Below are 26,119 nucleotides of genomic sequence, written 5' to 3'. Positions count from 1 at the left end.
CCTGATTATTACGTTAGACATAATAATGAAGTATTTGTATTTGAAAATAAAGATGTATTGATTGCTAAGGAAATTAAAGCATCAGCTGATATCGAGCAGATTAATGCTGTTTTAAAAACAAAATTTTTGATCGATGGAAAAAAGAAAGTAGGGATTGGACAACTAGTTACTACTATTGAAGAAATTGGCAGCAAGAAATTTAGGTTTGATGATTATGTAAATTCTAAGAACTCACTTACGGTCTATCCCGTTCTTCTTGTACATGACAGAATATTCCAGACACTGGGTATTAATTACAGACTTAATCAATGGTTTAAGGAGCAGTCGATTAAAAGGCTCGGCGATCTAAATAAAAATTTCAACATTAAGGGCCTTACTGTTATAGACATAGATTCACTAATACTTTGGCTTCCTTACTTCCAAGTCAAAGACAAGAATTTTAAGGAAGTGCTCAATTTTCATTTGGAAAAAATGAATAAAACCATGAAAGTCAACACTGCGCCCAATCAAGAAATACTCTTCTATAGAGCGAATCAGAATATTACTGAACAGTTATCGCCAATTTCAAGAAGAAAAATACCTTATAATATCGACTTGGAAAGGCTTATGGATAGGTTTAAAATTGTAATAAAAGATGAATAGGGCTAAAATTATTCTTAGAGTAATTTTTGAAGGATTCAATACAAAAAATCGAAATTATAACAACTGCATCTTAATGATAGATGAAACCGATTTTTCACGGTTAAAGCTTTATGAGATCATTTCCAGTAAAGGGTATATTGTTTGTTCCGAAATAAAAATTGATAAGCTTATCCGTTCACTTTGCGAAGATGTAGGCGGAGACTTATGGAAAGCTTATATTACGGCTGAACATGATGGCTATTCTTTCACAAGTTTTTCTGAAGCTAGCTTTTCAAATCCCTATTACTATAATATTCCTCGATTTAATGAGTCAAATTTTGAAACTATTATTTGTCAGCTAGGGGGTAGGAAAATTCCAGAAACCGCAACTATGACTCCAGATTTTATGATCGTAGATATAGTTATAGAATTGAAAGATCTTCAAAAAGAGAGCTTATATAATGAGGACAGGCGCAATACAATTACGAAGATATTTGAAGCAGATAATGGTTTTTCTGTTAATATCAATTTTTCTGCAGCATCGGGCGAAGTTAAGGCAGCATATAAACGTGTTATAGCAAATTCAATAAAAAATGCTATAGCAAAAGCCTCAAAGCAGATTAAACAATTCAGTAATTCAAATTCAATCAATACCGCCGGCGTGTTCTTAATTAACACTGGATATTTTAGTCTTGACCACCAGCTTTTCAAAACTATTGTGGAGGAAATAATTGCGCGAGATACGACGACCATTAAATTTGTATATATTTTTACACAAAGCGTATTTCATAATGCTGTCGGAGATTTAAGGGCAGATTACAAACAAGATTGTATTGGTGAGCTTCCTAGTGAACTGAATGGCATATATGAAGCGTGCAAAACTCTAATTGATAAAAAAATGTCTTCTGTCTTTCGACCTGATAATGGCGAGAGATCTTTTGTAGCACCACAGTATCCGATTTCCTTTTTTGGAGATAATAAAATATTTTACTGGAAACCAGAACGCATTGAGCCTTCGATAAATTTTTAAGAAATCCAACTCCATTCATTACGCTAAGCTGAGGTCTGGCCAAATATTCTATTTGTAAGTACTTTTTGAACTTGGGCTAGTTCGATTGCCTGGTATCACTACCGAGATTATATAATCTGGGAAGGATACTTCCTGACCTGTAGATGGCCGCAAATGATGAATTTTAAACCAATCTTTGAAATTAGCCATTGGTTCTTTACTCTTGTCGCTCATTTCCAACAAGACAAAAATACCCAATTGATCATATCCTGCTGTATAAGTTTGTGCTTGGGCAATGTAATTTTCTTCGAGCATATCTTTATCAGGACGCGACAATGATTTTTTTAATTCGATAGGTACGGTTAGAATATCTTTCTTATACACTATATCGACACGTCCGCCATCCACAAACTTAGACTTCTCATGTTCAAATCCATCTGCAATATTAGAATGTTCAAAATATAAAATCATACTATCCTGCAAATCCTGCTCACTAGCTTTGATGCCTTTTCCTTTTGCAGATGTACTGTATAGAAAGGGAAATCGTTTCTTTTCATTTCCAACAAATGTAGCTTGGCAATAACGAATAACTTCCTCAAGTACAGCCGAAAATGTTTTCCTTTTTTCTTTGGAATATTTAGGAAGCACCGTATCAATTTCTCTCATCAACACGTTAAATATCTCTTCTCCTGCCAAACTGCCTGTGCGTATTGACAAGTTACTATTGTAGTTATTCTTTATAAACTGCCCAATTGCTTTTGCAAAAGACAGTTCCTTCTTCTGAATTTTATTATAGATTTCAAGGCCTCCTTCAGCACCCATAAATACGACTAACATTGCCAATACTTCATTATCATCTATTGTTCCATTATCTTGATCTGGCAAAGACTGAAGTATTGAATCTATAAAATCAGCCAATCTTTTATCACTTTGAGAATGCAGAGCAATTAGTCTCTTATGCTCCCCATAAAGATGAAAATTATAAATATTTGATTCTATTTTAGAAACTGACTCCTCAATAATTTTTTTGGTAATATTATTAAATTTTGAATTGTGCAATTTTAATTTATCTATTTCCATGCTAGCCTCTAGGATCATTTGAGTCTCGTGCCTAATATCCAGCCATTCTTGTGACCGGATTGCAATCTTATAATTTCTATTTAAAGAATCAAACATTTGAAAAATTAGATATTCAAGTTCCAGACCAGTAACATCAATTTCATACAAAGCTCTAACCTGTAAATTCTTATACAACTCAGTAATCATTGTTTCCACACCTTCTTGATCATTTGATAATAAAGCTTTTGTCAACTGGATTAATATAATGTAAAACCAGGCATCATCCCTGTTGTCCATTACATTTTCAGCTGCAAGAAAATATTTTTCAGCCTCAGAAATTGTACTAATAAAATTTGGAAAATCGTTCTTAGACGTACTAAAAAAGAAGGTTTTAATCCCTAAAAAAAGATAAGCCTGACTGGATATATCGCCATTATCATGATCGGTAAGGTCTATAACTTTATGCTCTATTTCACTTGTCAAAAGCTCAATAAAAAAAGGTAATTGCTTTAATGCAATGTCTATTAATTCATTTGTATTACTGGAGAGAAAATCAAATAAAACACCTAGAGAGGAATAGCGGTTTTTTATTATGTTAACCGCTGTCAGTTCGCATATAATCTTGCAGGCGGCTCTCTTAATATATGTGTTTTCAGTGGTATTAATTATTTCTTTTAAAAAATCTAAGACAGCAGAGCCATCTTCATTCTCCACATCCACATTGACATAGAAATTATCTAAAAAAATAATTTTTGAAAAATCAGTGCCTAAAAGTACATTTTTATCCATAGCGTTAAAAGACAAAATGATCCTCCTCTTTTATAAATGTCTTTTCATTGTCAGTAATATGGGAGAAATCTCGCAGTGCGGAACCAACAAATATTTGCAATTTATCTTTGAATCGGTCATTAATACTTTTAAAGATATCAGACAAACCCTGTAAATGCTTGGGAACCATCTCCTCACTACCTGGCGAATCAAATATCAAAAACCGCGGATGCCTTCCTAAATTATGTTCAATATCCAATTGAATCAAGCTTAAGTAAAATGCGAGCTTAACTCTTAATTTTTCGCCTTCGGTAAGATCAGTAAAACTTACTGCAATACCATGTTGTAAAAAAATTAGTTCATACTTATCCGAAATTTCTATATTATCTATGCTCAACAGGCCAAAGGCATGAACCTCATTAATGATTAATTCCTGCAGTTTACTAAGAATATCCTTATTCAGCTGTACACGCTTTTTTTCCAGACCCTTAAGCGCATAATCCAAAACATCCCGTTTTAAATTTAGATTTGCCATTTCATTGGAATCAATTTGTGATTCCTGCTTAGCGATCTCGTTAAGCTGGAATAACAATACTGCCTCTTCCTTGATAAAATTGTCCTTTTTATTTAGTAAATCCGTGAATTTCGATCTTTGTTTACCAATCGATTCAATCTCTGTTTGAATCTCTGACAATCTACGGCTGTCTGTTTCTATAGGAGTGAATACTACAGATTTTGCATATTCCTCAGCATTCTTTTTTCGCAATATTTCGATATCCTCATAACGTTTTTTAAGGGTGTTATCAATTTGCTCTAATTTTGCTTCATGTTTACTTCTTTCAACTTCTAAAAGTTTCGCCTTTTCATTTATTTCTTCTGGATCAACTTTTTGCTCTTTAGACTCTTTCCCGCATAAGCTGCATATATGATCTTCTATTTCGCTCTTTTTTTTATCTTCACTGACTTTTTTTTCACAGTGCGGGCAGGTTTTTATTTCAAGATTTGTAAAGAAACTTTCTGATTGCCGATATATATTGATATTGAGCTCTCGCTTTCTCAGCTTAGTTACTTCTGACGAAATCTTTGCTTTATCACCCTCAAGGCTTTGTAATTCTGCCTCACAGGCAATCAGTTCATTTTTCCCTTTTTGATAGGCATCTGAAACAACCCTCTGCTGTTTTCTTGACTCGTTAATTTTTTCAAACAATTTGTTGTATTCCTCTACTAATGGGCGATCATTGAATTCAATTTTTTGCCCCTCTTGAAGAGCTTTCATTTCAAGAGTAACTTCAGCCAGCCTCTTTTTTAAATGTACTTCGTTATTTTTGTTAAACTCCAGCTTGGTTTTATCAATTAGTCGCTTTTTACCAATAGTTTCCAATACCCTATCCATTTGAATGTTTAGCATATTAATGGGGTATGTCAAGGGTAAACCCAAGATCATTTCGAATATTTTTTTTCCCTGTAAGCCATATCTTTCTTTATCAAAAAAAAGATATTCGTAGTTACTAGATTCCAAATAAATAGATTTAAAATAAGTGGCCCAACTAAGACTTGAAGTATTCATTTCAAAAGAGTCCTTGGCACTATTTTTTTGGGTATACTTTAGGGTATAAAATGAAAACTGCTCGAAAAAAAAGTCCTGTATCTTCTCTTCGAATTGTATTTGGTTATTAAATTCAAACTCAATCTCTTTTTGTGCATCATCAAACTTTTGGTTTTCTCTTAGCTCCATGAACCTATTGATTGAAAATCTATAGACTCCGCCCCTGTCCCTTCCTGTCCTATTAATGTAGCACGTATAGGTTATTTTACCAATAGTAAATTGAAGGAATATTTCAGTAATCCAGGGTTTGATATCTTTCTTAATACTATCTGCTCCAGTTAGAGCAAATTTTATGATTTTAAAAATGGTGGATTTTCCTTTGTGGTTGTCAGCAATCCAAACATTAATACCTTGGTAAACTGGCTGATCGAATATAAAGCTCTCACCGGTTTTCTTTTGCCCCGTAAATAGTAACCGATCAATTACTAGGGATTTCCCTAATGAATTTGGACTATCTTTATTGTAATCTTCTTCTAAATGAAGGATTTCTTCCACTTCTTCTAAAGTGATATTCTCTGCAAAGTGCTCGTGAACATACTTGAGGAAATCTTTATAATTAATCTGTCTTTCGTCCATTATAATGATTTATTAAATCTTTGAAAATATGCTAGTTTCACCTTGCTATTAATATTCTGGATATGGCTACGGTAAGAGATATTACTATACTCCCCATATCTATATTGTCTAGATTTTAACTCTGTCCCTGAAAAACTTCCAAAATATTCCTTTATCAACATACAACGATCATAATACCATTCTACCGCTGAAATATCATTGAGAAATCCTATAATTTTATTAGAGCCTTCATAAGTTATGTAGTATATTTTATCATATGTCTTTCCATCAGATCTTTTTTTACTTTCATGTGTGATTAAACCAACGCTGACAAGATATGCTATCACATCATCAATACTTTCATATGCTCCATGAAAAAATTTTTCCATTTCTTCCACCCGTAATTCGGGTTCATTATCTAAATAAATAGCTTCAATTATTTTCCCAATCTTTTCTTTGTCATTTGATGTATTATTATCTAATAAATCCATTAATTCCATTGAAAGAAAATCAGGATAGCGAAGAAGAAAATCTAACGCCTGTATTTTTATCTCACTGCGAAATACACCATATTTCCCTGATCTTTTATCCTCCAATGGATCGCAAAAAGTATAAAGAATGATCATAATACGTAAGCGATCACGAAATTTTTTAAGATAGTCCTCCATAGATATTATATTTTGTGTAATGCTAAGATATACAAATATCTAATAAAACATTGTGGCAGGTTTTCAATTATATGCTGCCTCTGTTTTAAAGTAAGCTTCCATCTCTTTTTTTAAATTTCGAGTTCATTATATTAAGATACAATATTAATCCTACTCCATAAATCCGACCTTAATCTCAATCAACATATCCATGCTAGCCTGAACAGTATTTTCGAAAAATTCAGCCATGATTTTTGCTATTTCACTACTGGCAGGGCTCACCGTATTCTTATCCAACAAGGATGCGATCCTGACAAACAACTCTTCATTCAATCTTGCTATTTTTGCCATATCCCGCCCCATAACGCGTGCAGCCAACATATCAAGTTCTTGATCTTGACCAAATAAATCGAGATGGTTTGCATAAATCTCTTCGGTATACATGTCGAAGAAGTGCTTTAAAATCTTACTGATGTCTTTAATATCGTCCCTACGGATTTCAGGTCGGTCCTCATATGCCATCAGCTTTAACAATACTATTCCTGGAAGCGTGCAGAATTTAAAGTGGTGCTTTCCTTCCAGTTCTGCTTCCGGAAGTCCTGCATCATATATTTCCTTAAAACCGGGAACACTAACATCTGTAAGACCGGTGCCTTCGACCCTTACATGAGATCCTTTACCTTCTATCTCGCCAAACGGCAGTAAATCAACTTGAATGTAACTTTTCCACACCAGTACAAATGCATTGTCTTTGTATGGATGGAATCCCTCAGTCTCTATCAGATATTTTTTTAATCCTTCATAGGTTCCTTTATCATTGATGAAAACAGCAAAATCAATATCTCCCGTAATGCGGCTTGGCGGGATATCATTTATTGCGGACATCCAAACATCTCGTGCCACTGCCCCAACGAGATAGAAATCTATACTAAACTTTTTCAAACCCCTCTCCAGTGCCGTAAGCATTTCTGAAAGTTTTGCTTCCTGCCTTAATTGCTTAAAACTTATCTTGTAGGTACTCATCGTATATTCTTTGTGCTGTTTCTGTACATCTTCTATCTCCCTTATTCATTAAATCGGCATATGCCAAAAGTGGATGCACTGCATTTTCGTTTACTAAATCATGTTTCCAGAATTTCTTAAATACCTTGACGTTACCTTGCTTGTCCGGAACCAATCTATAGTTCCTGATCAAATCATTCCATTCTTCCGCGGTATAGATTGTCAGCTCTTCTGGACGCAGGTAATTTGTATAAATTGCCCCGGCGGGTTCACCGCCCCAATATGTTTCTTGGTTTTTAAGAGGAATTTCTTTCCAATTGTAAAAATCTTCTTCCTTCAGAAACCTAAATGTACCAATATTTAACGTTGGCTTAAGACGTTTCTCATATTCCAAAATCCATTTTTCCAACAGTTGCTTCTTATTTTCCAACTTTTGCTCATTCTTTGTCAGCTGTAATAGATAACCTTCCTGTGCCAGCCCATTGAATATATTATTAATATTACCCAAGCCTGTACCGGTGCGTTGCGCGATTTCTCGATATGGTCGATTTACCCATTCTTCTTCAATTAGAAACTGGAATATGACCTGCAGCCCAGTCTTTGTAAAGGCACGGTTGCCGCCTGTAGTTGCAGTAACCTCATTTTTCCTACCGTCAATATTAATGTAAAGGCCATCCATTAGCAGGAACATGTTTCCGCTTGCCTCCAAGTAATTGATTTGCTTTTCTTTTAGCTCCTGCTTAACCTTAGGAAATATACGATTAGCAACTATCATAAATGGTGCTTCACTGCGTGCCTTATCCTCCATAATGGTAAGATGCATTCCACGTAGTTCTTTTTTAACTGCTACATTTAATACAACAGCAGGATGATACTTCATATGAAGCGTCAGCTTTCCATCAATGAAACCATCATTAGTTGCTTCTCTCCATTCAGCACGTATCTCATCTTTATGAAGATTATGTATTGCGTTTTGTATAATGTACTGCTCGTTCATCTTGTTCACTTTATACTTATGTTCACGAAAACGTGAACACTTAATATTAGTGAACAAATATATAATTATTTAGCTACATCAACAACATCAGTAACAATTATTTGTATTGTAACTACATCTAATATATAATCAAGAACTCAATCACCACTAGTAGCATCAACTATTTGTGCTCTAACTAATCTAATATTATTAATCAATAACTCTATCAACAGCAGTTTAAAAAAAAATCTTAAACATCGATTTATAGATTTTGTCATATTGATGAAATTTTCTGATCATTAGAACCATTTACCAATATCTTCGTTGCTTCCCCTTCATTTTTATATTCAAAAACCAGTATGCTTTTGTCTTATTTCAGGAGCAAAGGTAACTCCGTGTTCTTAACGCAATAGCAAGGCCTGGTCCTTCAGATTTGCCAAAAAATCTCCACCCATCCAGGTTGTATTTTTTATCAAAGCCTTGCTATTGCTAAACACTCACCTTTTTATGCTCATGAAACAAAACATAGCATACTCCGGCTCTTTAGACGAATAAAAAAAATGTCAGCAATGAGAAATAAAATATTAAAAATGGTAATGGTGAAACAAAACAACACCTCCTCTCATTGCCGAATAAATAAAATCTCAAAAAAAATAATTCATTAAAAAAGTAAAAATCATGAACATCATTGGAAGAGTGACAAAAGATGCGCAGGTACGCACATTGTCAAACAGCAAACAGGTAGTAAATTTTTCAGTAGCCATCAACGACAGCTACCGAAATAAAGCGGGCGAACGTATAGAGCAGACAACCTACTTCGACTGTGCTTACTGGCTTAGCGTAAAAGTAGCGACAATACTCACTAAAGGCACTCTTGTAGAACTCACAGGCAGAGTAAGTGCAAGAGCGTGGACAGGCAATAATGGAGAAGCAAACGCAAGTCTGAACTTCAACACCTTGCAAATCAAATTGCACGCAGGCGGTAAAAAATCGGAAACGGTACAGGCTACCACGGGAATCAATAATAACAAAACGGAGAACGACCTCCCATTTTAACTGCAGGTTTTCAAACAATTTTTAAACTTTTTAAATCATTTCATCATGGCACATAATATCAATTTTAACAGCAACACAGGACATTACTCATTCTTTAGCGTAAAAGAAAAAGCGTGGCACAGCTTAGGGCAAATTGTAGAGCAATACCCAACAAGCGAAGAAGCTATCAAACACGCAGGATTAGACTATGAAGTGGCTAAAAGACCGCTATATACCAAAGGATCCGGAATTATTGAAACCGCAAACGGTATCGAAATAGGCAGTAGTGAACTGGAAGTACCCAATTATTACGCCAATATCCGTACCGATAACAATGCAGTATTGGGTGTGGTTGGCAAGGACTACCACATCGTACAAAACCATGAGGCATTCAATTTCTTTGATGCTATTGTAGGGGGTGGCGAGGGAATATTGTACGAGACCGCAGGGGCATTGGGACAGGGCGAACGCATATTTATCACAGCCAAACTGCCCGATTATATCCGAGTGGGCAATGGCGATGATGTTACGGAAAAGTACATTTTCCTAACCACTTCGCACGATGGTAGCGGAAGCATAACAGCAGCCTTCACCCCTATCCGCATTGTTTGCCAAAATACCCTTAACGCCTCGCTTCGTAATATGAGCAACGTGGTACGCATCAAACATACTTCGGGAGCAAAACAGCATTTGGAAAATGCCCACAAACTTATGGGCTTGGCGGATACCTTAAGCACACAGTTAGAGGGAATATTTAATGAATGGGCTAAAGTAAAGGTAACTGACCAAGAAGTAAAAAAACTAATCCAATTAGCTCTTTGTCCGAATAAGGAAACATTGGATTTGATTAAAAAGGGTGCGGATGATGAAGTTTCCACCGTGTTTAAAAATGTGGTGCAAGATGCCTTTGCATACGCTATGACAAGCGACACTCAACAAATGGACACCACCAAAGGTACATTGTTCGGGGCGTACAATGCTGTGACAGGCTACTACCAAAATGTACGCAGTTACAAGGATGATGAAGCCAAACTGCAATCTATAGTTATGGGTGGAACAGCACAAATGAAATCGCAAAAAACATTTGAACTATGTACTTCTTTCGAGAAAATCGGTGCAGACGTATTCAATTTCAATTAATCTGAATGTATAACCACAGGCGACCGCCTTCGGGTGGTTGCTTTTAAATAGCAAAAAATGAAAGTAACAGATTTAAACGGTTGCCCTATTGAAGTAACAGACCTTAAAGAAGCAATCCGTATAACCAAACAGTACAAAAAATACATGCACGAAGATAAAAGCTACTCCGATTTTGATAAAAGGCAGAACACCTATTGGACAGATATATACGAGAAGTTAACAGTAATAAAAGAGCCATGTAAAAACAATTAAATTTTTAGAACGATGAACACAAATTTTTTCAATCAGATAGCGCAAATGGGCATTACAGGAGATTTACAACTCACTATATCAAAGGGTATAGAAAACAACCTTATTGTTTCTATAATACTTCAAAATGAGCAATGTGGAGATAACGCAAAACAACTGATACCACCACTTAATCTAAGGGGAACGGCAGAAGAATTGGATGAGGGATTTTTTCAGCAGATAACAACTCCTTTGCAAACCGCTTCAGGTTTAATGGTAAATATGGAAGCCTTTATGAAACAGTTGGAAGAAGCTAAAAAGCAATCGGCAATGGAAAAGGAAAAATCCGACACACAAAAGAAAGAACAGGAAGCCAAAGACAAGAAGTTTAAAGACGGTATGGTAAAGGCAGACGAATTGGAAAAAGAGGGCAAATTCCGTGAAGCGTGGATGAAAGTACCCGAAATTACAGATTATCCCGAAAAAGCGGACGAAATACGAAAACGCAAATCGGAACTATCAAACCAATTTTCTTCAACAGGTCTGTTTGCAACAGAACAACCTAGTGTTTAACAAAAAATTCAATAGTTATGTTAGTAACAACACAGTTAGAACGAGTATTTATACTTAAAGATAAAGGACAGGAGATCAGACTGACCGACCCCGAACCACGTTGGAGTGTGGAAGCGGTACTGAATTTTTACGCCAATACGTATCCCATACTAACCACCGCAAAAGTATCTGCCCCCATCATCCGTGATGATAAGATAGAATACAAATTAGAGAGCGTCATGGGAACAAAAGGTTAAACCAAAAATAAAAAACAATGAACTATGCAACGCAATATCCTATCGGGAACTATAAGCATACCCGAACAGAAAACACAACGGCAACTGAACCAACAATTGGGCGAGTTCGCACAATGGATGCAAAGAGCCAAAGACACAAACGAAGTACGGAAAGACAAACAGAAATCTGTACCGATAGCAATGCTTCCAATGGTTTTCTAAAGTGTGGGTTTCTGCCTAAACTGAAAACAACACAATCCACACAGGATTGTAAGAAAACAGCAAAAACGCAAAGGGATTTTTACAAGTCCCTTTCCCAACTTACAGAGCATTACGGCATTGAACCGTTACAAACGCAGGAATACGGCTATCCCTACAATATGGCTTTGGCTATGTGGGATGCTGAAAGCAAGTTAAAACAAAACAATGTCAATTGGGATAATTTACGTTTGGTACAGGATAGTAAGAAAACATTTTTTACGAGCGAAGAACGATACAGCACAGGTACAACCCTATACTATATTCCAATCGTGCCACTCTTTCAAATGCTCCATGACCCAAAGCGTAAAAAGACGGCTCAATTGCTTGTTTCGATTTGCAGTTATCTATATCATATTGTCGATATACCGTATTATAGACAGGAAAACAGCTATCTGTATTGGATGTATGAAATTATGAACGATTGGGTAGAACAGGATGATTATACCGAAGAAACGGACAGCTGTATTGCTGAGATTGCAAAAGCTGAATGGATAGGCGAACGGGTTGAACAGAAGCTATTCAACCGTATCAATTTACAGGTATTTGAACAGCGTTTAAACCACTTTAAAAGCCGTGACACATTCGACCAGGAGTGCCAAAAAGTAGCTTGCGATGCCTTTGCCCTCTATGCGCAATATCCATTTGAGAGCATTTTCCGAAACGCACCAAGACCCGAAGAAGACCCCTATACTGATGAAAACGACTCCGAAACTGTTGGAATGGAAAAATACATCTCCTTTATAGCGGATACCACAGGTTGGTTGTATGAAAGGCTTGCCGATAGCATCAATAATGAGTTTAACGAGTATGGAGTAATGGAAGAACCGACCATTTGCAAACGCTTTGACGGAAGTACCATTACACAAACCAATCTTGATTTTGAGAACCGCCTGTTTGCCCTTTTGGACGAACTATGCACACTACTATATGATTATAAAACAACAATAAAATGAGCAACGTAAACGACATAACCGATAATTTTGGAACGCTTTACCATCCAAAATCTGCATTGGTTTTTTACCAAACCAAAGGGACAAATACCTATATGTATGTGGAGCATTTTGATATGAACAAAAACGGAAATCCTATCAATGCCCATCCATTGACCGTAAATGAAGCCAAAATATTGGCAAAGGCTTTGCACACCGATAAAGAAAAGGACAAAGCCTTTTTAAAACCAAAAGGAATTTTGCCGACCAATATACTGCATATTAATCCGAGCGAAAAAGGCACTGTACTTTGGTACACCAAGGCACAGGAACAGCAATTGTATTTTGTAAACGGCTTGGGCATGCCCAACGGCAAAGCGTCTGTACCGTCAATGCTTTGGTATGCTAGTAAAAACAGCCTTGCCGTATTTGCTCTTACTACTGACAGAAGACCAACAGAAAATACACCATTGTATTTTGCTCCTTTCTTCAACATTTATGAAGATGGTAAAGTATGTATGGGAACTGTAAGTATAGACATTAAAAATTCTGCTTCTGTAGAGGAATTTACCGATGCTTGGGAAGACTACTTTTTTAACAGCTATTTCAGCCATTTATTAGGAAAACAAAATCCCATAAAAGGGAATTGCGTAAGCCTTTGGAAAAAATTGATTGAAACAGGTGAAGCCTTTCCTAAAGATGTATTGAAAAAGAACAACAAAACCCTTAAAAATCTTTTGTGATGAATACCGAAAAACTAAAAGTACATTTTACAGATAACTATTTGATAACTCCCACCAATCCCATTACGGTAAACTTAATCGGTGCAGGTGGTACAGGCTCAAAGGTTTTGACCGCTTTAATGGAAATAAACCACAGCTTAATCGAATTGGGACACGCAGGCTTACTGGTGCGTTTGTGGGATGATGATATTGTGACCAATGCCAATTTAGGAAGACAGCGTTTTGCCGAAATTGAAACAGGGTTATACAAATCCGTTGCACTAATTAACCGTGCAAACCGCTTTTCAGGGACAAATTGGAAAGCCGAAACCACAAAGTTTGAAAAGGACAGTTTGGGCAGAATACCCGAAGAAGCACAGGCAACTATTTACATTACCTGCGTGGATAATATAAAGGCGAGGTTTGGAGTTGCCGAAATTCTGAAAGAAATTTGTAAACGCAGACACCACAGGGATGAACCGAAATATTGGTTGGATTTTGGCAACAGCCAGCATACAGGGCAAGTGTTACTGTCTACCATAGGAAACATTCATCAACCCAATTCGGAGAAATACGAAACGGTGGCAAGCCTGCCAATGATTACGGAAGAATTTGGAGAATTATTGAAGCAGTCCGAACAACACGATGAAACACCGAGTTGCAGTTTAGCGGAAGCTTTGGAGAAACAGGATTTGTTTATCAATTCCTCTTTAACACAAATGGGCTGTTCGCTTTTATGGAGCTTATTTCGGTATGGTATGACTCCGTACAGAGGCTTTTTCCACAATCTGAAAGACTTTCGTACCCACCCCATAAAAGTCGCCTGATAGTCAAAATCGGGCGGCAAAAAGACACTCCCTTCCGATGGTCGGGACAGTCTTTTTGCGCCAAATCGGTGCAACCACTTTACCAAAATGCACCTTTCGCACTTCCTAACTCCGCATTTTACCAAACAGGTTGGAATCTTATTTCTAAGGGATATTCATTATCCCTTTCGTTGTTTCAGCCGACTTCTTTTCTTTCCACATCAGCCACCAAAGAAAAGATTCTGTGTTATAAACCAAATATATTTTTTAAAAATGATAGAAATTTAATACTATCTCTTCTCTAATTCTCGCTATATATTATTTAAAAATAACAGTTGATGTTCTAATTCTTTATTACTGTGTGAAATTGAGCATAAATTTATACATTTGCCAAATGAAAAATTTATCATTCATATTAGCATTAATGGTCTTGGTCTTATCGATCTTGCCAGGCTTTATGGAAGATAAATGCTTTGACGTCATACATCAAACAACAAATAGTCAGGAAGAAGATAGCGACGGTTGCGGTATGGAATGTTGCTCGCCTTTTTCTAAATGCAATACCTGTACTGGATTTGTAATTACTTCTTTTTATGCTTTAACATCCAATTATGTCCAACAACCTAAAAAGAAATTAGGTGTAATAACTGCGTCAGCTGTTTCAGACTTCTTCTCTTCCATTTGGCAACCGCCTAAGATTAATTAATGTTTTTAGTGTCTTCGGCACAATAACAAATTGCGGTGCTACAAACCGTCAATTCTTATTTTTCAAACATTAATAATTTTTCATATAATGAAAAAAATACTCTTTATGTCATTTTTTATGACACTAAATCTCTGTGTATTTGCACAAAACAATTTAAATGCTGTTATTAGAAACAGTGAAAACAAAGATCCTTTGATTGGTGTGACGGCATCTATAAAAGGAACCTCGCTTGCAGCGACATCCAACGAAAATGGTCAAATCATAATAGTAAATGTTCCTGACGGTGTACAGGAAATACATTTTAGTTACGTAGGCTTTAATGAACGTATTGATACATTGGAATTTCCATTAAAGGACACCAGCGTTATTGAAATCTTACTCAAAGAAAGTTCAGAGGAGTTAGAGGAAGTGGTTATATCTTCTACAAGAAGTACAAGGAGCATACAAAATATTCCTACCCGCATTGAATTTATCGGAAGTGAAGAATTGGGCGAAAAAGGCAATATGAAACCTGGGGATATTCGTATGCTCTTGGCGGAAAGTACAGGTATTCACGTACAAACCACTTCGCCCACAAGTGCCAATGCAAGTATCCGTATTCAAGGACTTGACGGAAGATATACGCAAATCTTGAAAGACGGCTTTCCTATTTTTTCGGGTGCTTCAAGCGGATTAGGTTTGTTGCAAATTCCACCGCTTGACTTAAAGCAGGTTGAAGTTATCAAAGGTTCTACATCTACGCTGTATGGTGGTGGAGCAATAGCAGGTTTGGTAAACCTGATTTCCAAGACACCAACGGAAGAAAGGGATTTGCGTTTTCATTTAAACGGAACATCAGGTGGAGGTTTAGACATCAACGGTTTTTACGGACAGAAGTTTAAGAAAATCGGAACAACCATATTTGCTTCGCATAATAGAAACGGAGCTTACGACCCTGCAAAAATTGGTTTTTCTGCCATTCCAAAATTTGAACGTTTTGTACTGAACCCTAAATTGTTTGTTTATTTCAATGATAAAACAAAAATGAATTTCGGTGTCAATACAACTATCGAAAACCGTTTGGGAGGTGATATGCTTTACATCAAAGGTAAAGGAGATAACACACATCAATATTTCGAGAAAAATAAAACACAACGCTATTCCACACAATTTGTTTTCGACCACTTAATTGATGAAAAAAGTTCTTTTCAAATTAAAAATAGCGTGAGTTATTTTAACCGAAATACAACAATTCCCAACTATCAGTTTGAGGGAACACAAACCGCAACTTTTACAGAAGCAAATTATACCAACAGTACAGAAAAATCGGAATGGGTAGCAGGGGTCAATATTTGGACAGACAATTTTAAAGAAAAGCAGATTACTGCATTTCCGTTGAGGGATTACAGCCAAAACACATTCGGAGCTTTCGTTCAAAATTCTTTTAAGGCTACTGATTGGCTTCAATTAGAAGCGGGTTTAAGAACGGATTACGTGATAGATTACGGAGCTGTATTTTTGCCAAGAGTATCTGCATTGTTTAAGATTGCAAACGGATTGACTTCACGTATTGGAGGTGGATTTGGGTATAAAACACCAACCATTTTTACAGAAGAAAGCGAACGCCTACAATATCAAAATGTAATGCCTATTGACAACAAAATCAATAAATTGGAAAAAAGTTATGGAGCAAATGCAGACATCAATTACCGCACCTACATTGGGGAAGATTGGTCATTTAGCATAAACCAATTGTTCTTTTACACCTATCTGGATAATCCCTTGTTACTTGAAAACCCCTCTGCAAATCTGTATCAGTTCGTTAATTCTCCAGGTTATATTCATACTAAAGGAACAGAAACCAATATTAAAATTGGTTACGATGACCTGAAATTATTTTTGGGATACACTTATACAGATGCTCGATTAAACCAAAATGGAATGACTGTAGAAAGCCCGTTAACGCCAAAGCACCGCATTAATTCCATCCTGATGTATGAAATAGAAGACAAATGGAAAGTTGGTCTGGAAGCCTATTATTTCAGTCCTCAAAAACTGAATAATGGAACTACGGGCAAAGGTTACTTTATTACCGGGTTTATGGCTGAAAAGATTTGGGAAAGATTTTCTCTGTACATCAACTTTGAAAACTTCCTTGACACCCGACAAACACGCTTTGGTAGCATTTATACAGGAACAATAACCAATCCGGTTTTTAAAGACATTTATGCACCTTTGGACGGATTTGTGATTAACGGAGGAATAAAATTCAAGCTTTAAAACAAATGGAAAAAACCATATTCAATATAACTAAAATGGATTGCCCAAGCGAGGAGCAATTAATCCGTATGAAACTGCAAGACTTTGATACGGTAAAAGGATTGGAATTTGATATAGCCAATAGAAAATTGGACGTTTATCACAATGGAAACCCAGAGCCAATTTTTTTGGCTTTGGGAACACTGAACCTAAATACGACATTGGTTTCAACTGAAAAAAGCAATTTTGTTGTTGAAACAGATACAAGCAACAAGCAACGGAAATTACTTTGGATCGTGTTGATTATCAATTTCCTGTTTTTTGGACTGGAAATGTTGTTCGGTATTTTTTCAGGTTCAATGGGATTGATAGCCGATAGCTTGGATATGCTTGCAGACAGTGTCGTTTACGCATTGGCATTAATCGCTGTTGGTGGAACAATCGCCCTAAAAAACAACATCGCCAGATTTGCAGGATACTTCCAAGTCTTACTTGCTATTGTAGGTTTCGTTGAAGTGATCAGACGTTTTATGGGAATTGAAGCTATGCCCGATTTCAAAACAATGATTGTCGTTTCAGTTTTAGCATTGATTGCAAACGTATTTTGCCTTTATCTCTTACAAAAGAACAAAAGTAAAGAAGCGCATATGCAGGCTTCGATGATATTCACATCAAATGATGTCATTATCAATTCGGGAGTTATTGTTGCTGGTCTTTTAGTTAATTGGCTCAATTCAAGTTATCCCGATCTTATTATTGGAGCGCTTGTATTCCTAATTGTGGCAAAAGGTGCGTATCGCATTCTAAAACTTGCAAAATAATAATGAAGGTTAACAGAATTGTTCGTGAGAAAGCATAACACTGCGGATGAATTTCTTACTGAGAATTCATCTTGTTTTGCATATTTATTATTGGGTAGCATATAAAACAGCTACCCTTTTTTCATTTTATTACATGGTTATTGTTTCTGTTGTAGTACTCTGATTGTGATAATTTGGGCAATAAGACGTATTTGATTTCCATAGGATATACGTTAGCTCCAGAAGCTTTCTTTGAATGGCAACAATTGCTTTCATTTTAATGCCATGCCTTGAAGCCAATCTTAAGAAAATACATTTGAAGTTTTCATCGGTTCTGATTGCAGCCAATGCGGGGAAGTGCATTACTTTCCTTAAATTCCGATTACCCCGCTTGGATATTCGGGGTTTAGATTTCACAGAAGTTCCAGATGTTTTTTCCCTTACATCCAATCCAGCATAGCTTACCAACTGTCTTTTATTTTTTATTAATTCAAATCCGTTGGTTTCAGCGATAATGGTGACAGCAGTCAGATTTCCTATTCCTGGTATAGAAGTTATTACTTTCATCTTTTTAGCTATAGCTTCATCTCCTTTGATAAGTGCAGCAATTTCCTCCATTATTTCCTTTTCCTGCTTATCAATCATGGCAATTCTTTTCTTGGTACGTTTTATTGATTTTTCGCTAGATGTTGCAGAAGTACGCTCAGCATGTAGCTGATTTTTTAACATAGTCCGTTCCTGTACCAGTTGTTCTCGTTCTCGACAAAGCTGTCTCAAATCATTGAATATTTTTAATGGAGGTTGCCATACTTCTAATTGCCTTTCCAAGCCAAATCTTGCAATGGCTTGTGAAGCACTCTTGTCGGTAATAGTTTTTATGTCAAGTGTCCTTACATAATTACTGATTTTGTTTGGTAAAACGATACTAACTTGTTTTTGATTAGTGCAAAGGTAATAAGCTAAGGATTCATGGTAAACTCCGGTAGCTTCCATCACATACCGTACCTCTACATTAGTTAATGTTTGCTTATTTACCCATGATACAAGACTGGAAAATCCTTTTTGTGTGTTGGGAAATACTTTATAGGCATAAACTTCTATGCTTATCTGTTGATCCATTCGACCAAGCGATACAACTAATTCATTTTGTGCGACATCAATTCCTACTGTCTGTTTTAATAATACCTTCATCTTATCTGGTTTAGGTAAGTGATAACCTTTCTACATCTTTTCTCCTGAATGGATATACTGGCTATACAACCCAATGTTTGTGGGTGAATTCCTTACATTCTGTTCAGATTCTAAAAGGTAAAAGAAGAGGAGGCAGTTTCTTTTCTTGAATATACTATTAAGCTATTTAAAGCAAAATCTGCTCTCACTCTTCCTCACTTAGATTATATTATACAAACATAGGAGGTAAAAGAAGAAGAGGCAGTTTCTTCGCTTGAAAATACTATTAAGCTCTTTAAAGCAAAATCTATCTCACTTTTCCTCACTTAGATTATATTATACAAACATAGGAGAAGCAAAAGAACGTCGCCTTACTATAACTGGATTTTCTGTCATTCCAAATTACTGAATTGGCTGTGTTTTCCACACAGAAAATCCTTCAAAAAGATTTTCAATGCTTTCAAACTCTATAAATGCGATTAGTTCTTTTTTGCACTGTTTTTGGAATCCCTTGAAACGATGAAAATCTGTCAAAGGTATCTCGCAAAGCTGACCTATGGTGTGAATATCTAAAACCTCCATCATACTATTCATTCTCTTACTAAAAGGAAAATGGCTTTTATAAAGCTTTTTTTGCAGGTCAGTTTCGATTTTATTTTTTCTTTTTTTAATTTGTTGAGTCTCACCTTTTTTAATTTGTTGAGTCTCGCATTTAAAGTCGTATTTTAACTGTTCCAATTTGTGCTTATAGTCATCAATTTCAGCAAGTAACTGGGTTACGCTCTTTACTTTTTTATACGTTTTCGCGTAAATTTGGCGAACACGTTCACCGGTGACCCCATAAATGGCGGCCACTTCCTGAAGCGTCATTTTTTCTATCAGGAGCTTTTGCAATACATCATATTCCTTTTCAGAGAGTACTTTTCGGGACATTTCGATATAAAATCTATTGGTAAGTGCTATTACATCTTTCATAGGAATGTTGTTAAAATCTCATTATTAAAAATAGTCTTTGGATGCCACAAATTAGAACCAAGATAATAATGTTTATTCAGTTATACAATGAGCTTAATAGAGATCCATAGGGTAATAGCAAATAAAACAACCCGAAGATGATCTTCGGGTTGTGATTAAATACGAACTTTATAGTGAGAGCATAAAAACCTATATCTGACGGCTAATTACTGCTGTTAAACTCAAAACTCAACTGCCTTTCGTTCCCGAAATTATCCGAAATCCATACATCAAAGGATTGGGAGACGGTGGAGTTCGAAGTATAATACAATCTGAATTGCTTAGCCTGCAACGGGTACAAATCGTTGGGCAGATAAGGTGACGTATCGTTATACTGCAAAGTTCCTTGTCCGTCAAACTGAAAGTAGCGAAGATAGTATTGCGTGTTGTTATAATTGCCGGTTGGCTGTATCGTCAGCCTAATCTCCACGGTATTGCCATTAGCAATTTCTTTGGGTATGGGCATCACCTTTACCTCAAAAGGGAAATCATTTTGTATTTCCAGTTCGTCTTTGCTACAGGATGAAACGGAACTTATCAGGATTCCCAGCAATACATACATTGACAGTAATCCTATTCTGAATTTATTAAAAAATGTTATCATTGTTTTATATTTTAAAAGTTAATCCTCAATCCCAGACCGGCTGAAGGTCGGAACTGTTCCAGGTCCGTACCCCACAAAACTTTTGTGCGACCCTGAAGAATCAACACAAAACGGTCGGACAGGTATGTTTCAAAAGACAGCCGTCCGCCTGCGCCGTAAATGAAATTGTCCTCAGTCAGTATTTTTGCCCCGTCATACAACAAAGCTTCGCCACGGTTAATGCTTTCATAACCCAGTACACCAGTTATTGCTGCATTCAGGGTAATGTTCTTACGGGTATCACCCAACATGAAGAAACTATAACCACCTTCTGATGTGTAGGTTTCCTGTGGTAAGCGGAGGTTTTTATACTCATCATACTGGTACGTATATTCCAATGCCCAAAGCTGATAATTACCATTTTTACCGTTTAAGGTCATTCCAATATTGAGGTAGTAGTTCCTGTCGGGATAGACATCGGATAAGATTCCTGCGTTTACCTCCAGTCCTTTCTGTTTAGGCAGCATTCGTTGTGCCTGTGAGATAGTGATGCCTATAAGGAAGAACATCATTATATAAATATACTTTTTCATTTTTCTGTTATTACGTTTAATGGATTACTAAAATTTAAGGTGCATATCGTTAATCAAACTAGCCTTAATCAAATCGGAATTTTCTACCTGAAATGTCTGATGTCTGCCCCCGTTCTTCTCGAAAATCTCAATCAATAACACCTTGTCATCGGCAATGGTAAACTGATCCAACAGGAATACATTTTGTTGGGTTGTTTTTCCGCCAATCTCACTGAGTAGCTTGTAAGTACGTAGTGGTATCATGGGTCTTTCCTGTACCACAGTACGCTTTGCGATTTTTTTGTCCACTACCTTGAAATTCATAAAATCAATCTGGAAAGGAACATTGGTACGGTTTGCGAGTTCCGTATGGAAATAGTATTTACCATTATGGATATAAATTCCTTTCAGAATAAACTGTATGCCGAAACTTTTCGCCCCAATATGCTTTACAATGCGCTTATCGTTTTTGTAAATTGTTTCCAGTAATAAGCCTGCCAGTGATGGTGAGTTATTACCCAATTCTTCAAAAAGCACATCGTTTCCATCCGCTTTATCCACTGCCTTTTGCATCGTCAGCAGGTCATAACTCAACACCTCCGGGGATGAGCTGTAATGCACATTGAAACTGTAAAAGCGACCGTCATCGGTAATCACCGAAAAATTGGTTTCGGTTCCAAACTCTTTTACCGATGCTTTTACACGAAGTACATTTTCCGCATCTTCTGCTTTTCCTGCAATCAGGTATTCACTGCCCAGATCCACATAGCGGATAGCGGTTGGAAAAATCAGATGTGAAGTCTTGTCATAAGTAACTTCCATAAGGTACGGTTCTATCTTGCCTAAAGCAAGAGGCGTTTTTTCGCTATCCTGTGCAAAAGAAGATACTGTAAAGCCGATCATTAGGGCAAATGCCCAAAAGTTTTTTAAGTGATTTTTCATTGTTTAATTCTATTTATGTTTAACATTATTTTTTGGAAACTAGGAACAGTTGATGCCCTGCCTTTAAGGTAACTTTCGGTGTCTTCACTTTTTTGGAGAAATAGCCCGAAATGCCCTGTACTACACCACGGCTCAAATCAGCGGCGACCTGTTGTCCTGCCGATTGGGTAAGCATCAGGCTCGTCCCGGATTGCTGGCTCATATTGCCAGCCATTTCAGTAAGGGCATTTATTTCATGCGAATAAGGCACATACAAACCCTGCTGACCGTCCAGATCATAAATCGTAATATCAACCGGGATGATGTTTCCGTCCAATTCTATGGAAGTAACCTTCATCTGTAAACGTCCTCCCTCAAGTTTGGCATTAGCCGTTAAAATTGTTCCTTTGGGAATGGTACGATTAGGCGTTTTAGCAGGTTCCAGTAACCGTAAGCGTACTCCAGTTTCACCAATAATGGTCTGGGTTTCCTGTACACAGGCTTTGATACTGTTCTTGGGTTGTACCACTTGTTCTAAAGCACTGGCAGTATAAAAACGGCTGTTTTTGTTTTGACTCCAATCTGCTAAAAAGACACTATCGCTAGGCTCACGGTACAAGGAGGATACGGTATTCTTTCTTGTAGAAGTGAATACCACAAACTGCTCTTTTTGTGTAGACGAAGAAGACTTAGAAACAGCACCATTGGCAGGTACAACTTCTCCCGTATTTGCACCTGAAGGAAGATATTTTGCAGCCATCTGATAGGATTTCTCCATCAATGCCAATTGGTCATCTACTGTTACTCTGGCTGGAACGTCTTTCTCAGCCAGTGTTTCCTTTAATTCCTCCAATTGCTTACGGAGCTCCAGCGTTTCAGAATTATCATCCTTATAGAAAGAGCCCAATGTGCTCTGCACGTTGCGGTAACTGTTCAAAGCGGGATTACTGTGTTTTCCAGATCCGTTGGAACTACTGTAGCTTTCTTCCTCGTCAGGCAGCTCCTCTCCCGCTTCTCCTTTTTCGTCTGCATTCCAGTAATCAGAAAGAGATATGAGAGTGTTTCGTTTTTCCTGATTCTTACGTTCCAGCATTTCCTCCTCATATGCCTTACCCTTATCGTCAGGCATTCCTGCACCCGTAGCCTGAGGTACGACATCATTTAGTCCGATTTTCTCGATTTCCTTTTTCTCGGAAGACGGTTTAAAGATCAGATACATAAAGCCGAGGAACACAACACCCATCAAACCGAAGATGAGCGGTTTTTTAAGCTTTTGGGCTTTGCTCTGTGTACAGTCTTGCAGTACATCTTCGGTTGCTGCTGGGTTACCTTCCGTTACCCGAACAACCGTTTTTTTATTCTCATTTTCTTTCATAAATCTTATTTTTTAAAATTGTTGATACTGTATCCTGCAAGAGTGCAGGACTTCATTTCTTTTTGAGAACAGGATTTTCGATATGCTCGATGACCATATCGTTATTGGACTTGCTGGTATCATACCATACTTTGAAAATAACCCCTGCGCTAAGCAACATATACCCCGCAAAAAAGTAAAGCGTGTACTTGTGCTGTTTTCTTAAAGGCAGTGTTCGCCAACGTTCATCTAGTTTCTCAAACCACTTGTCCATATCAGTTCGTAATTTTTTCATATCCTGCGTTTTTAGCGTTCAATGACTTCGATGTCTTTGTTTTCCACAACAGCAAACTTTTCGATATTGAAGCCCTGCGGGTTATTGTCCGAACGGACAGAATTCACAAGAAAACAGGAAGTAACCAGATTACGTTTGGTCACATTACTGGAACGGATGATGAACTGTCTGGCATAGGTACGTACCGAATAGGGATAGGTGTCGAAATTGCAGACCACACTATCCACTTCGATACGTTGCTGTACGTTACCCGATATAATACGATTGTAATATCCCTTTTCCGAAAGGTCTTTATAATAATCAAAAGCACTTTTATCGGCAAGGTTAAACGCCCGGCTCATATTACTTTCGATAGCATTCTTATCGGGAGCCAGCGTAAAGAACAGTTCGTGAAAACGTCTTACATGTTCCCTTGCTTCGACCGGTCGGTTGATGGACGCATCCTGTGCAAGTGCCAGCATCAGTGATTTGCCATTGTCCAGTACATAGATCTTCTGGCGTTGTTCTTCTGCAAAGCGGTAGGATTGCCATACTGCATATCCTGCAACACTGATGCAGAGAACAGCAAATACAAGAGCGTAAAACCTGATTTGGCGAAAACTGTTTTCGATATTTCTTAGCGTTTTAAATTCCATTTTTTACTGATTAATCGTTCTACATTATTTGAGTAATTGCCCGCCGATATTTCCTGCTGCCGAGCCGGCTCCGGCTCCAGCAATATTTCCGGCTTTCATTGCGGTTTGGTTTACATTACGAGTAAAATTCCCTGCCCCACCAGCCTGAATAATCCAGCCTGTCACGGTTGGGATAGTAAAATATCCCACAATGCCAATGATCATAAAAATCACATACACGGTATTTGACGTATCGGGAATGAAAGTCGGGTCAGCAAGCATCTCGATATCCCTTTCTATAATCAGGGATTGTATCTTGGCAAGCATGGAGCTGAACAGGTCGGCAACTGGTAGCCATAGATATACACTAACGTATCGGGTAAGCCATTGCGTAAGTGTGGATTGAAAACCATCCCAAACCGATATAGCAAAAGCTATCGGACCCAAAATGGACAACACAATCAAAAAGAAAGTACGTATGGTGTCAATTACCAGAGCAGCTGCCTGAAATAAAATTTCCAGCAATTCCCTGAACCAGTTTTTTACAGACTGCTCAATGTTGTACATCCCTCTTTCCATATACATCCCCGACATCGTAACCAGATCGGATGGTGACCAGCCCAGTTCTTCCAGTTTTTTATCGAACTCTTCATCCGATACCAAATAAGCGTTTTCAGGATTTCGAAGCATGGCTTCTCGTTCCAACAGGTCTTTTTTTGTCTGCAGGTCGTTCAGGTCAAGCACCTGATTTTCTAGAATGGCATGTGTCCCCTGTACCACCGGGCTTAACACAGCATTGATAGTTCCAAGTACCATGGTCGGGAAGAACATAATACAAAGACCCAATGCAAAAGGACGGAGCAAAGGGTACATATCAATAGGCTCTGCCCTGCTTAGTGCCTCCCATACTTTAATAGCTACATAGAATAGGGCTCCCAAACCAGCCACTCCTTTAGCCACTGCCGCCATATCTGCGGACAGTGGCATCATCTCATCGTACAAGGAGCGCAGAACCTCGTGAAGATTATTAAATTCCATAACTTACCAGTATTTTTGGTTAGCTGTTCCGTAGAGTTCAAGTACTCTTTTAGTATTGTTCTGCTTTTTTGCCCTTAGCAAGCTTACAGAGATATTTTTGTTCGTGTAATAGCGTACAAGGCTGTGGTATTCCTTCACTTCTTTGTACACTCTGTCAATAATATCCATACGTTCTTTGTCATTCAATGACAAACTGGAAGAGCTTACGATCTGTTTGAGTTCTTTCAGCAGTTCGGTACTTTCGTTGAGCAGTTCTGCATAACCATTGGCGATAGCTATTAATTCCTGGGGAGAAAAATTGGGATCGTTCATCATTTTGCCAAAATTCTGAACGTACATTTCCGACACATCGCCAACCAATAGTACTGTCTGCTGCACCTTACGGGCATCTTTCACCAAATTGTTTACAGCTTGCAACTTATCATAGTATTCTTTGCCCTGTTTATATACCTTTTCGACTTCCTTGAAATTTTTAATAACATTGGATACCGTGGATGAAGTCTGTACCATTTCATTGGCACTGTTAACAATTCCCTGAGCCAGATTAGTGGGGTCTGTAACCACCCATTGGGCTTTTGCGGACGGTGCTACAGCAAACATAAGTGCTGCACACACCATGAATAGTATTTTTTTCATTGTTATTCGATTTTTTAATGATTAAT

At 37.3% G+C, this 26,119-nt stretch carries 26 protein-coding genes and 2 pseudogenes; 13 read left to right on the top strand and 15 right to left on the bottom strand.

The annotated features are described in order from the left end of the window. A pseudogene (locus tag FPG59_RS16500) lies at positions 1 to 642 on the top strand (hypothetical protein); the annotation flags it as partial. Next, positions 635 to 1,651 carry a hypothetical protein gene (locus FPG59_RS00280; protein WP_086452625.1) on the top strand — a complete coding sequence of 339 codons (1,017 nt, stop codon included), beginning with the start codon at positions 635 to 637 and terminating at the stop codon, positions 1,649 to 1,651. The pseudogene FPG59_RS16500 and the gene FPG59_RS00280, both read left to right, overlap by 8 nt. 48 nt (positions 1,652 to 1,699) lie before the next feature. Here FPG59_RS00280 and FPG59_RS00275 read toward each other — a convergent pair whose 3' ends face one another. The 5 genes from FPG59_RS00275 to FPG59_RS00255 all read right to left on the bottom strand — a co-directional run bounded on the left by FPG59_RS00275 (position 1,700) and on the right by FPG59_RS00255 (position 8,264). After that, the gene (locus tag FPG59_RS00275) at positions 1,700 to 3,478 is read right to left on the bottom strand and encodes a hypothetical protein (RefSeq protein ID WP_140344573.1); all 1,779 of its coding nucleotides are present in this window, start codon (positions 3,476 to 3,478) and stop codon (positions 1,700 to 1,702) included. Positions 3,479 to 3,482: 4 nt separating this feature from the next. After that, a complete protein-coding gene (locus FPG59_RS00270) occupies positions 3,483 to 5,639 on the bottom strand; it encodes a hypothetical protein (RefSeq protein ID WP_086452623.1) in 2,157 nt (718 codons plus the stop codon). Beyond that, positions 5,639 to 6,286, bottom strand: coding sequence for a hypothetical protein (locus FPG59_RS00265; protein ID WP_086452622.1), 648 nt, complete (start codon positions 6,284 to 6,286; stop codon positions 5,639 to 5,641). Before FPG59_RS00265 ends, FPG59_RS00270 begins: the two co-directional genes overlap by 1 nt. A gap of 150 nt (positions 6,287 to 6,436) precedes the next feature. Beyond that, positions 6,437 to 7,288, bottom strand: coding sequence for a hypothetical protein (locus FPG59_RS00260; protein WP_086452621.1), 852 nt, complete (start codon positions 7,286 to 7,288; stop codon positions 6,437 to 6,439). Next, positions 7,263 to 8,264, bottom strand: a complete 1,002-nt coding sequence (locus tag FPG59_RS00255; RefSeq protein WP_086452620.1) for a type IV toxin-antitoxin system AbiEi family antitoxin — start codon at positions 8,262 to 8,264, stop codon at positions 7,263 to 7,265. Before FPG59_RS00255 ends, FPG59_RS00260 begins: the two co-directional genes overlap by 26 nt. Positions 8,265 to 8,921: 657 nt before the next feature. Here FPG59_RS00255 and FPG59_RS00250 point away from each other — a divergent pair. The 11 genes from FPG59_RS00250 (at position 8,922) to FPG59_RS00200 (ending at position 17,917) form a co-directional block, all read left to right on the top strand. Further along, positions 8,922 to 9,299 carry a single-stranded DNA-binding protein gene (locus FPG59_RS00250; RefSeq protein WP_086452619.1) on the top strand — a complete coding sequence of 126 codons (378 nt, stop codon included), beginning with the start codon at positions 8,922 to 8,924 and terminating at the stop codon, positions 9,297 to 9,299. A gap of 45 nt (positions 9,300 to 9,344) precedes the next feature. Next, a complete protein-coding gene (locus FPG59_RS00245; RefSeq protein WP_086452618.1) occupies positions 9,345 to 10,418 on the top strand; it encodes a DUF932 domain-containing protein in 1,074 nt (357 codons plus the stop codon). Between the two features lie 57 nt (positions 10,419 to 10,475). After that, positions 10,476 to 10,670, top strand: coding sequence for a hypothetical protein (locus tag FPG59_RS00240; protein WP_086452617.1), 195 nt, complete (start codon positions 10,476 to 10,478; stop codon positions 10,668 to 10,670). A 12-nt stretch (positions 10,671 to 10,682) separates the two neighbouring features. Further along, positions 10,683 to 11,219, top strand: coding sequence for a PRTRC system protein E (locus FPG59_RS00235; protein WP_086452616.1), 537 nt, complete (start codon positions 10,683 to 10,685; stop codon positions 11,217 to 11,219). Between the two features lie 17 nt (positions 11,220 to 11,236). Beyond that, positions 11,237 to 11,455 (top strand): PRTRC system protein C, encoded by a 219-nt coding sequence (locus FPG59_RS00230; RefSeq protein ID WP_086452615.1) that lies wholly within the window; start codon positions 11,237 to 11,239, stop codon positions 11,453 to 11,455. Between the two features lie 113 nt (positions 11,456 to 11,568). Continuing rightward, positions 11,569 to 12,648, top strand: coding sequence for a hypothetical protein (locus tag FPG59_RS00225; protein WP_369596799.1), 1,080 nt, complete (start codon positions 11,569 to 11,571; stop codon positions 12,646 to 12,648). Next, a complete protein-coding gene (locus tag FPG59_RS00220) occupies positions 12,645 to 13,367 on the top strand; it encodes a PRTRC system protein B (RefSeq protein ID WP_086452613.1) in 723 nt (240 codons plus the stop codon). Before FPG59_RS00225 ends, FPG59_RS00220 begins: the two co-directional genes overlap by 4 nt. Beyond that, the gene (locus FPG59_RS00215; protein ID WP_086452612.1) at positions 13,367 to 14,173 is read left to right on the top strand and encodes a PRTRC system ThiF family protein; all 807 of its coding nucleotides are present in this window, start codon (positions 13,367 to 13,369) and stop codon (positions 14,171 to 14,173) included. Before FPG59_RS00220 ends, FPG59_RS00215 begins: the two co-directional genes overlap by 1 nt. Positions 14,174 to 14,546: 373 nt before the next feature. Next, complete coding sequence (locus FPG59_RS00210; protein ID WP_045752358.1) at positions 14,547 to 14,858, top strand: hypothetical protein; 312 nt, start codon at positions 14,547 to 14,549, stop codon at positions 14,856 to 14,858. An 87-nt stretch (positions 14,859 to 14,945) separates the two neighbouring features. Next, positions 14,946 to 17,117 carry a TonB-dependent receptor gene (locus FPG59_RS00205; protein WP_086452611.1) on the top strand — a complete coding sequence of 724 codons (2,172 nt, stop codon included), beginning with the start codon at positions 14,946 to 14,948 and terminating at the stop codon, positions 17,115 to 17,117. 5 nt (positions 17,118 to 17,122) lie between these two features. Then, on the top strand, positions 17,123 to 17,917 hold the full coding sequence (locus FPG59_RS00200) for a cation transporter (RefSeq protein ID WP_045752356.1): 795 nt from the start codon (positions 17,123 to 17,125) through the stop codon (positions 17,915 to 17,917). A 129-nt stretch (positions 17,918 to 18,046) separates the two neighbouring features. Here the strand turns inward: FPG59_RS00200 and FPG59_RS00195 are convergent, their stop codons facing one another. From FPG59_RS00195 to FPG59_RS00150, 10 genes and pseudogenes are all read right to left on the bottom strand, one after another. Beyond that, positions 18,047 to 19,087, bottom strand: coding sequence for an IS110 family transposase (locus tag FPG59_RS00195; RefSeq protein ID WP_045752355.1), 1,041 nt, complete (start codon positions 19,085 to 19,087; stop codon positions 18,047 to 18,049). A 381-nt stretch (positions 19,088 to 19,468) separates the two neighbouring features. Then, the gene (locus FPG59_RS00190; RefSeq protein ID WP_086452610.1) at positions 19,469 to 20,041 is read right to left on the bottom strand and encodes a sigma factor-like helix-turn-helix DNA-binding protein; all 573 of its coding nucleotides are present in this window, start codon (positions 20,039 to 20,041) and stop codon (positions 19,469 to 19,471) included. Between the two features lie 202 nt (positions 20,042 to 20,243). Beyond that, positions 20,244 to 20,684, bottom strand: a complete 441-nt coding sequence (locus tag FPG59_RS00185; RefSeq protein ID WP_086452609.1) for a DUF3872 domain-containing protein — start codon at positions 20,682 to 20,684, stop codon at positions 20,244 to 20,246. Positions 20,685 to 20,695: 11 nt separating this feature from the next. Further along, the gene (locus FPG59_RS00180) at positions 20,696 to 21,256 is read right to left on the bottom strand and encodes a conjugal transfer protein TraO (protein WP_086452608.1); all 561 of its coding nucleotides are present in this window, start codon (positions 21,254 to 21,256) and stop codon (positions 20,696 to 20,698) included. Positions 21,257 to 21,283: 27 nt separating this feature from the next. Further along, entirely contained in the window at positions 21,284 to 22,177 is an 894-nt protein-coding gene (gene traN, locus FPG59_RS00175) for a conjugative transposon protein TraN (protein WP_086452607.1), read from the bottom strand. A gap of 25 nt (positions 22,178 to 22,202) precedes the next feature. Further along, positions 22,203 to 23,531: a conjugative transposon protein TraM gene (gene traM / locus FPG59_RS00170; RefSeq protein ID WP_086452606.1), complete on the bottom strand. Its 1,329-nt coding sequence runs from the start codon at positions 23,529 to 23,531 to the stop codon at positions 22,203 to 22,205. Beyond that, positions 23,518 to 23,805, bottom strand: a pseudogene (locus tag FPG59_RS00165) (nitrogen regulatory IIA protein). The gene traM and the pseudogene FPG59_RS00165 overlap by 14 nt, the downstream one beginning before the upstream one ends. 11 nt (positions 23,806 to 23,816) lie before the next feature. Further along, positions 23,817 to 24,440 carry a conjugative transposon protein TraK gene (gene traK / locus FPG59_RS00160; RefSeq protein WP_086452605.1) on the bottom strand — a complete coding sequence of 208 codons (624 nt, stop codon included), beginning with the start codon at positions 24,438 to 24,440 and terminating at the stop codon, positions 23,817 to 23,819. 24 nt (positions 24,441 to 24,464) lie between these two features. Next, the gene (traJ, locus tag FPG59_RS00155; protein ID WP_086452604.1) at positions 24,465 to 25,457 is read right to left on the bottom strand and encodes a conjugative transposon protein TraJ; all 993 of its coding nucleotides are present in this window, start codon (positions 25,455 to 25,457) and stop codon (positions 24,465 to 24,467) included. Positions 25,458 to 25,460: 3 nt separating this feature from the next. Beyond that, positions 25,461 to 26,093: a DUF4141 domain-containing protein gene (locus FPG59_RS00150; protein WP_086452603.1), complete on the bottom strand. Its 633-nt coding sequence runs from the start codon at positions 26,091 to 26,093 to the stop codon at positions 25,461 to 25,463. Between the last annotated feature and the right edge of the window lie 26 nt (positions 26,094 to 26,119).

Source organism: Flavobacterium sp. FPG59, assembly GCF_002150205.1.
In the GTDB taxonomy this organism is placed as follows: domain Bacteria; phylum Bacteroidota; class Bacteroidia; order Flavobacteriales; family Flavobacteriaceae; genus Flavobacterium.
The sequence above is the reverse complement of the archived record's forward strand: the minus strand, read 5'-3'. Positions and strand labels throughout refer to the sequence as shown.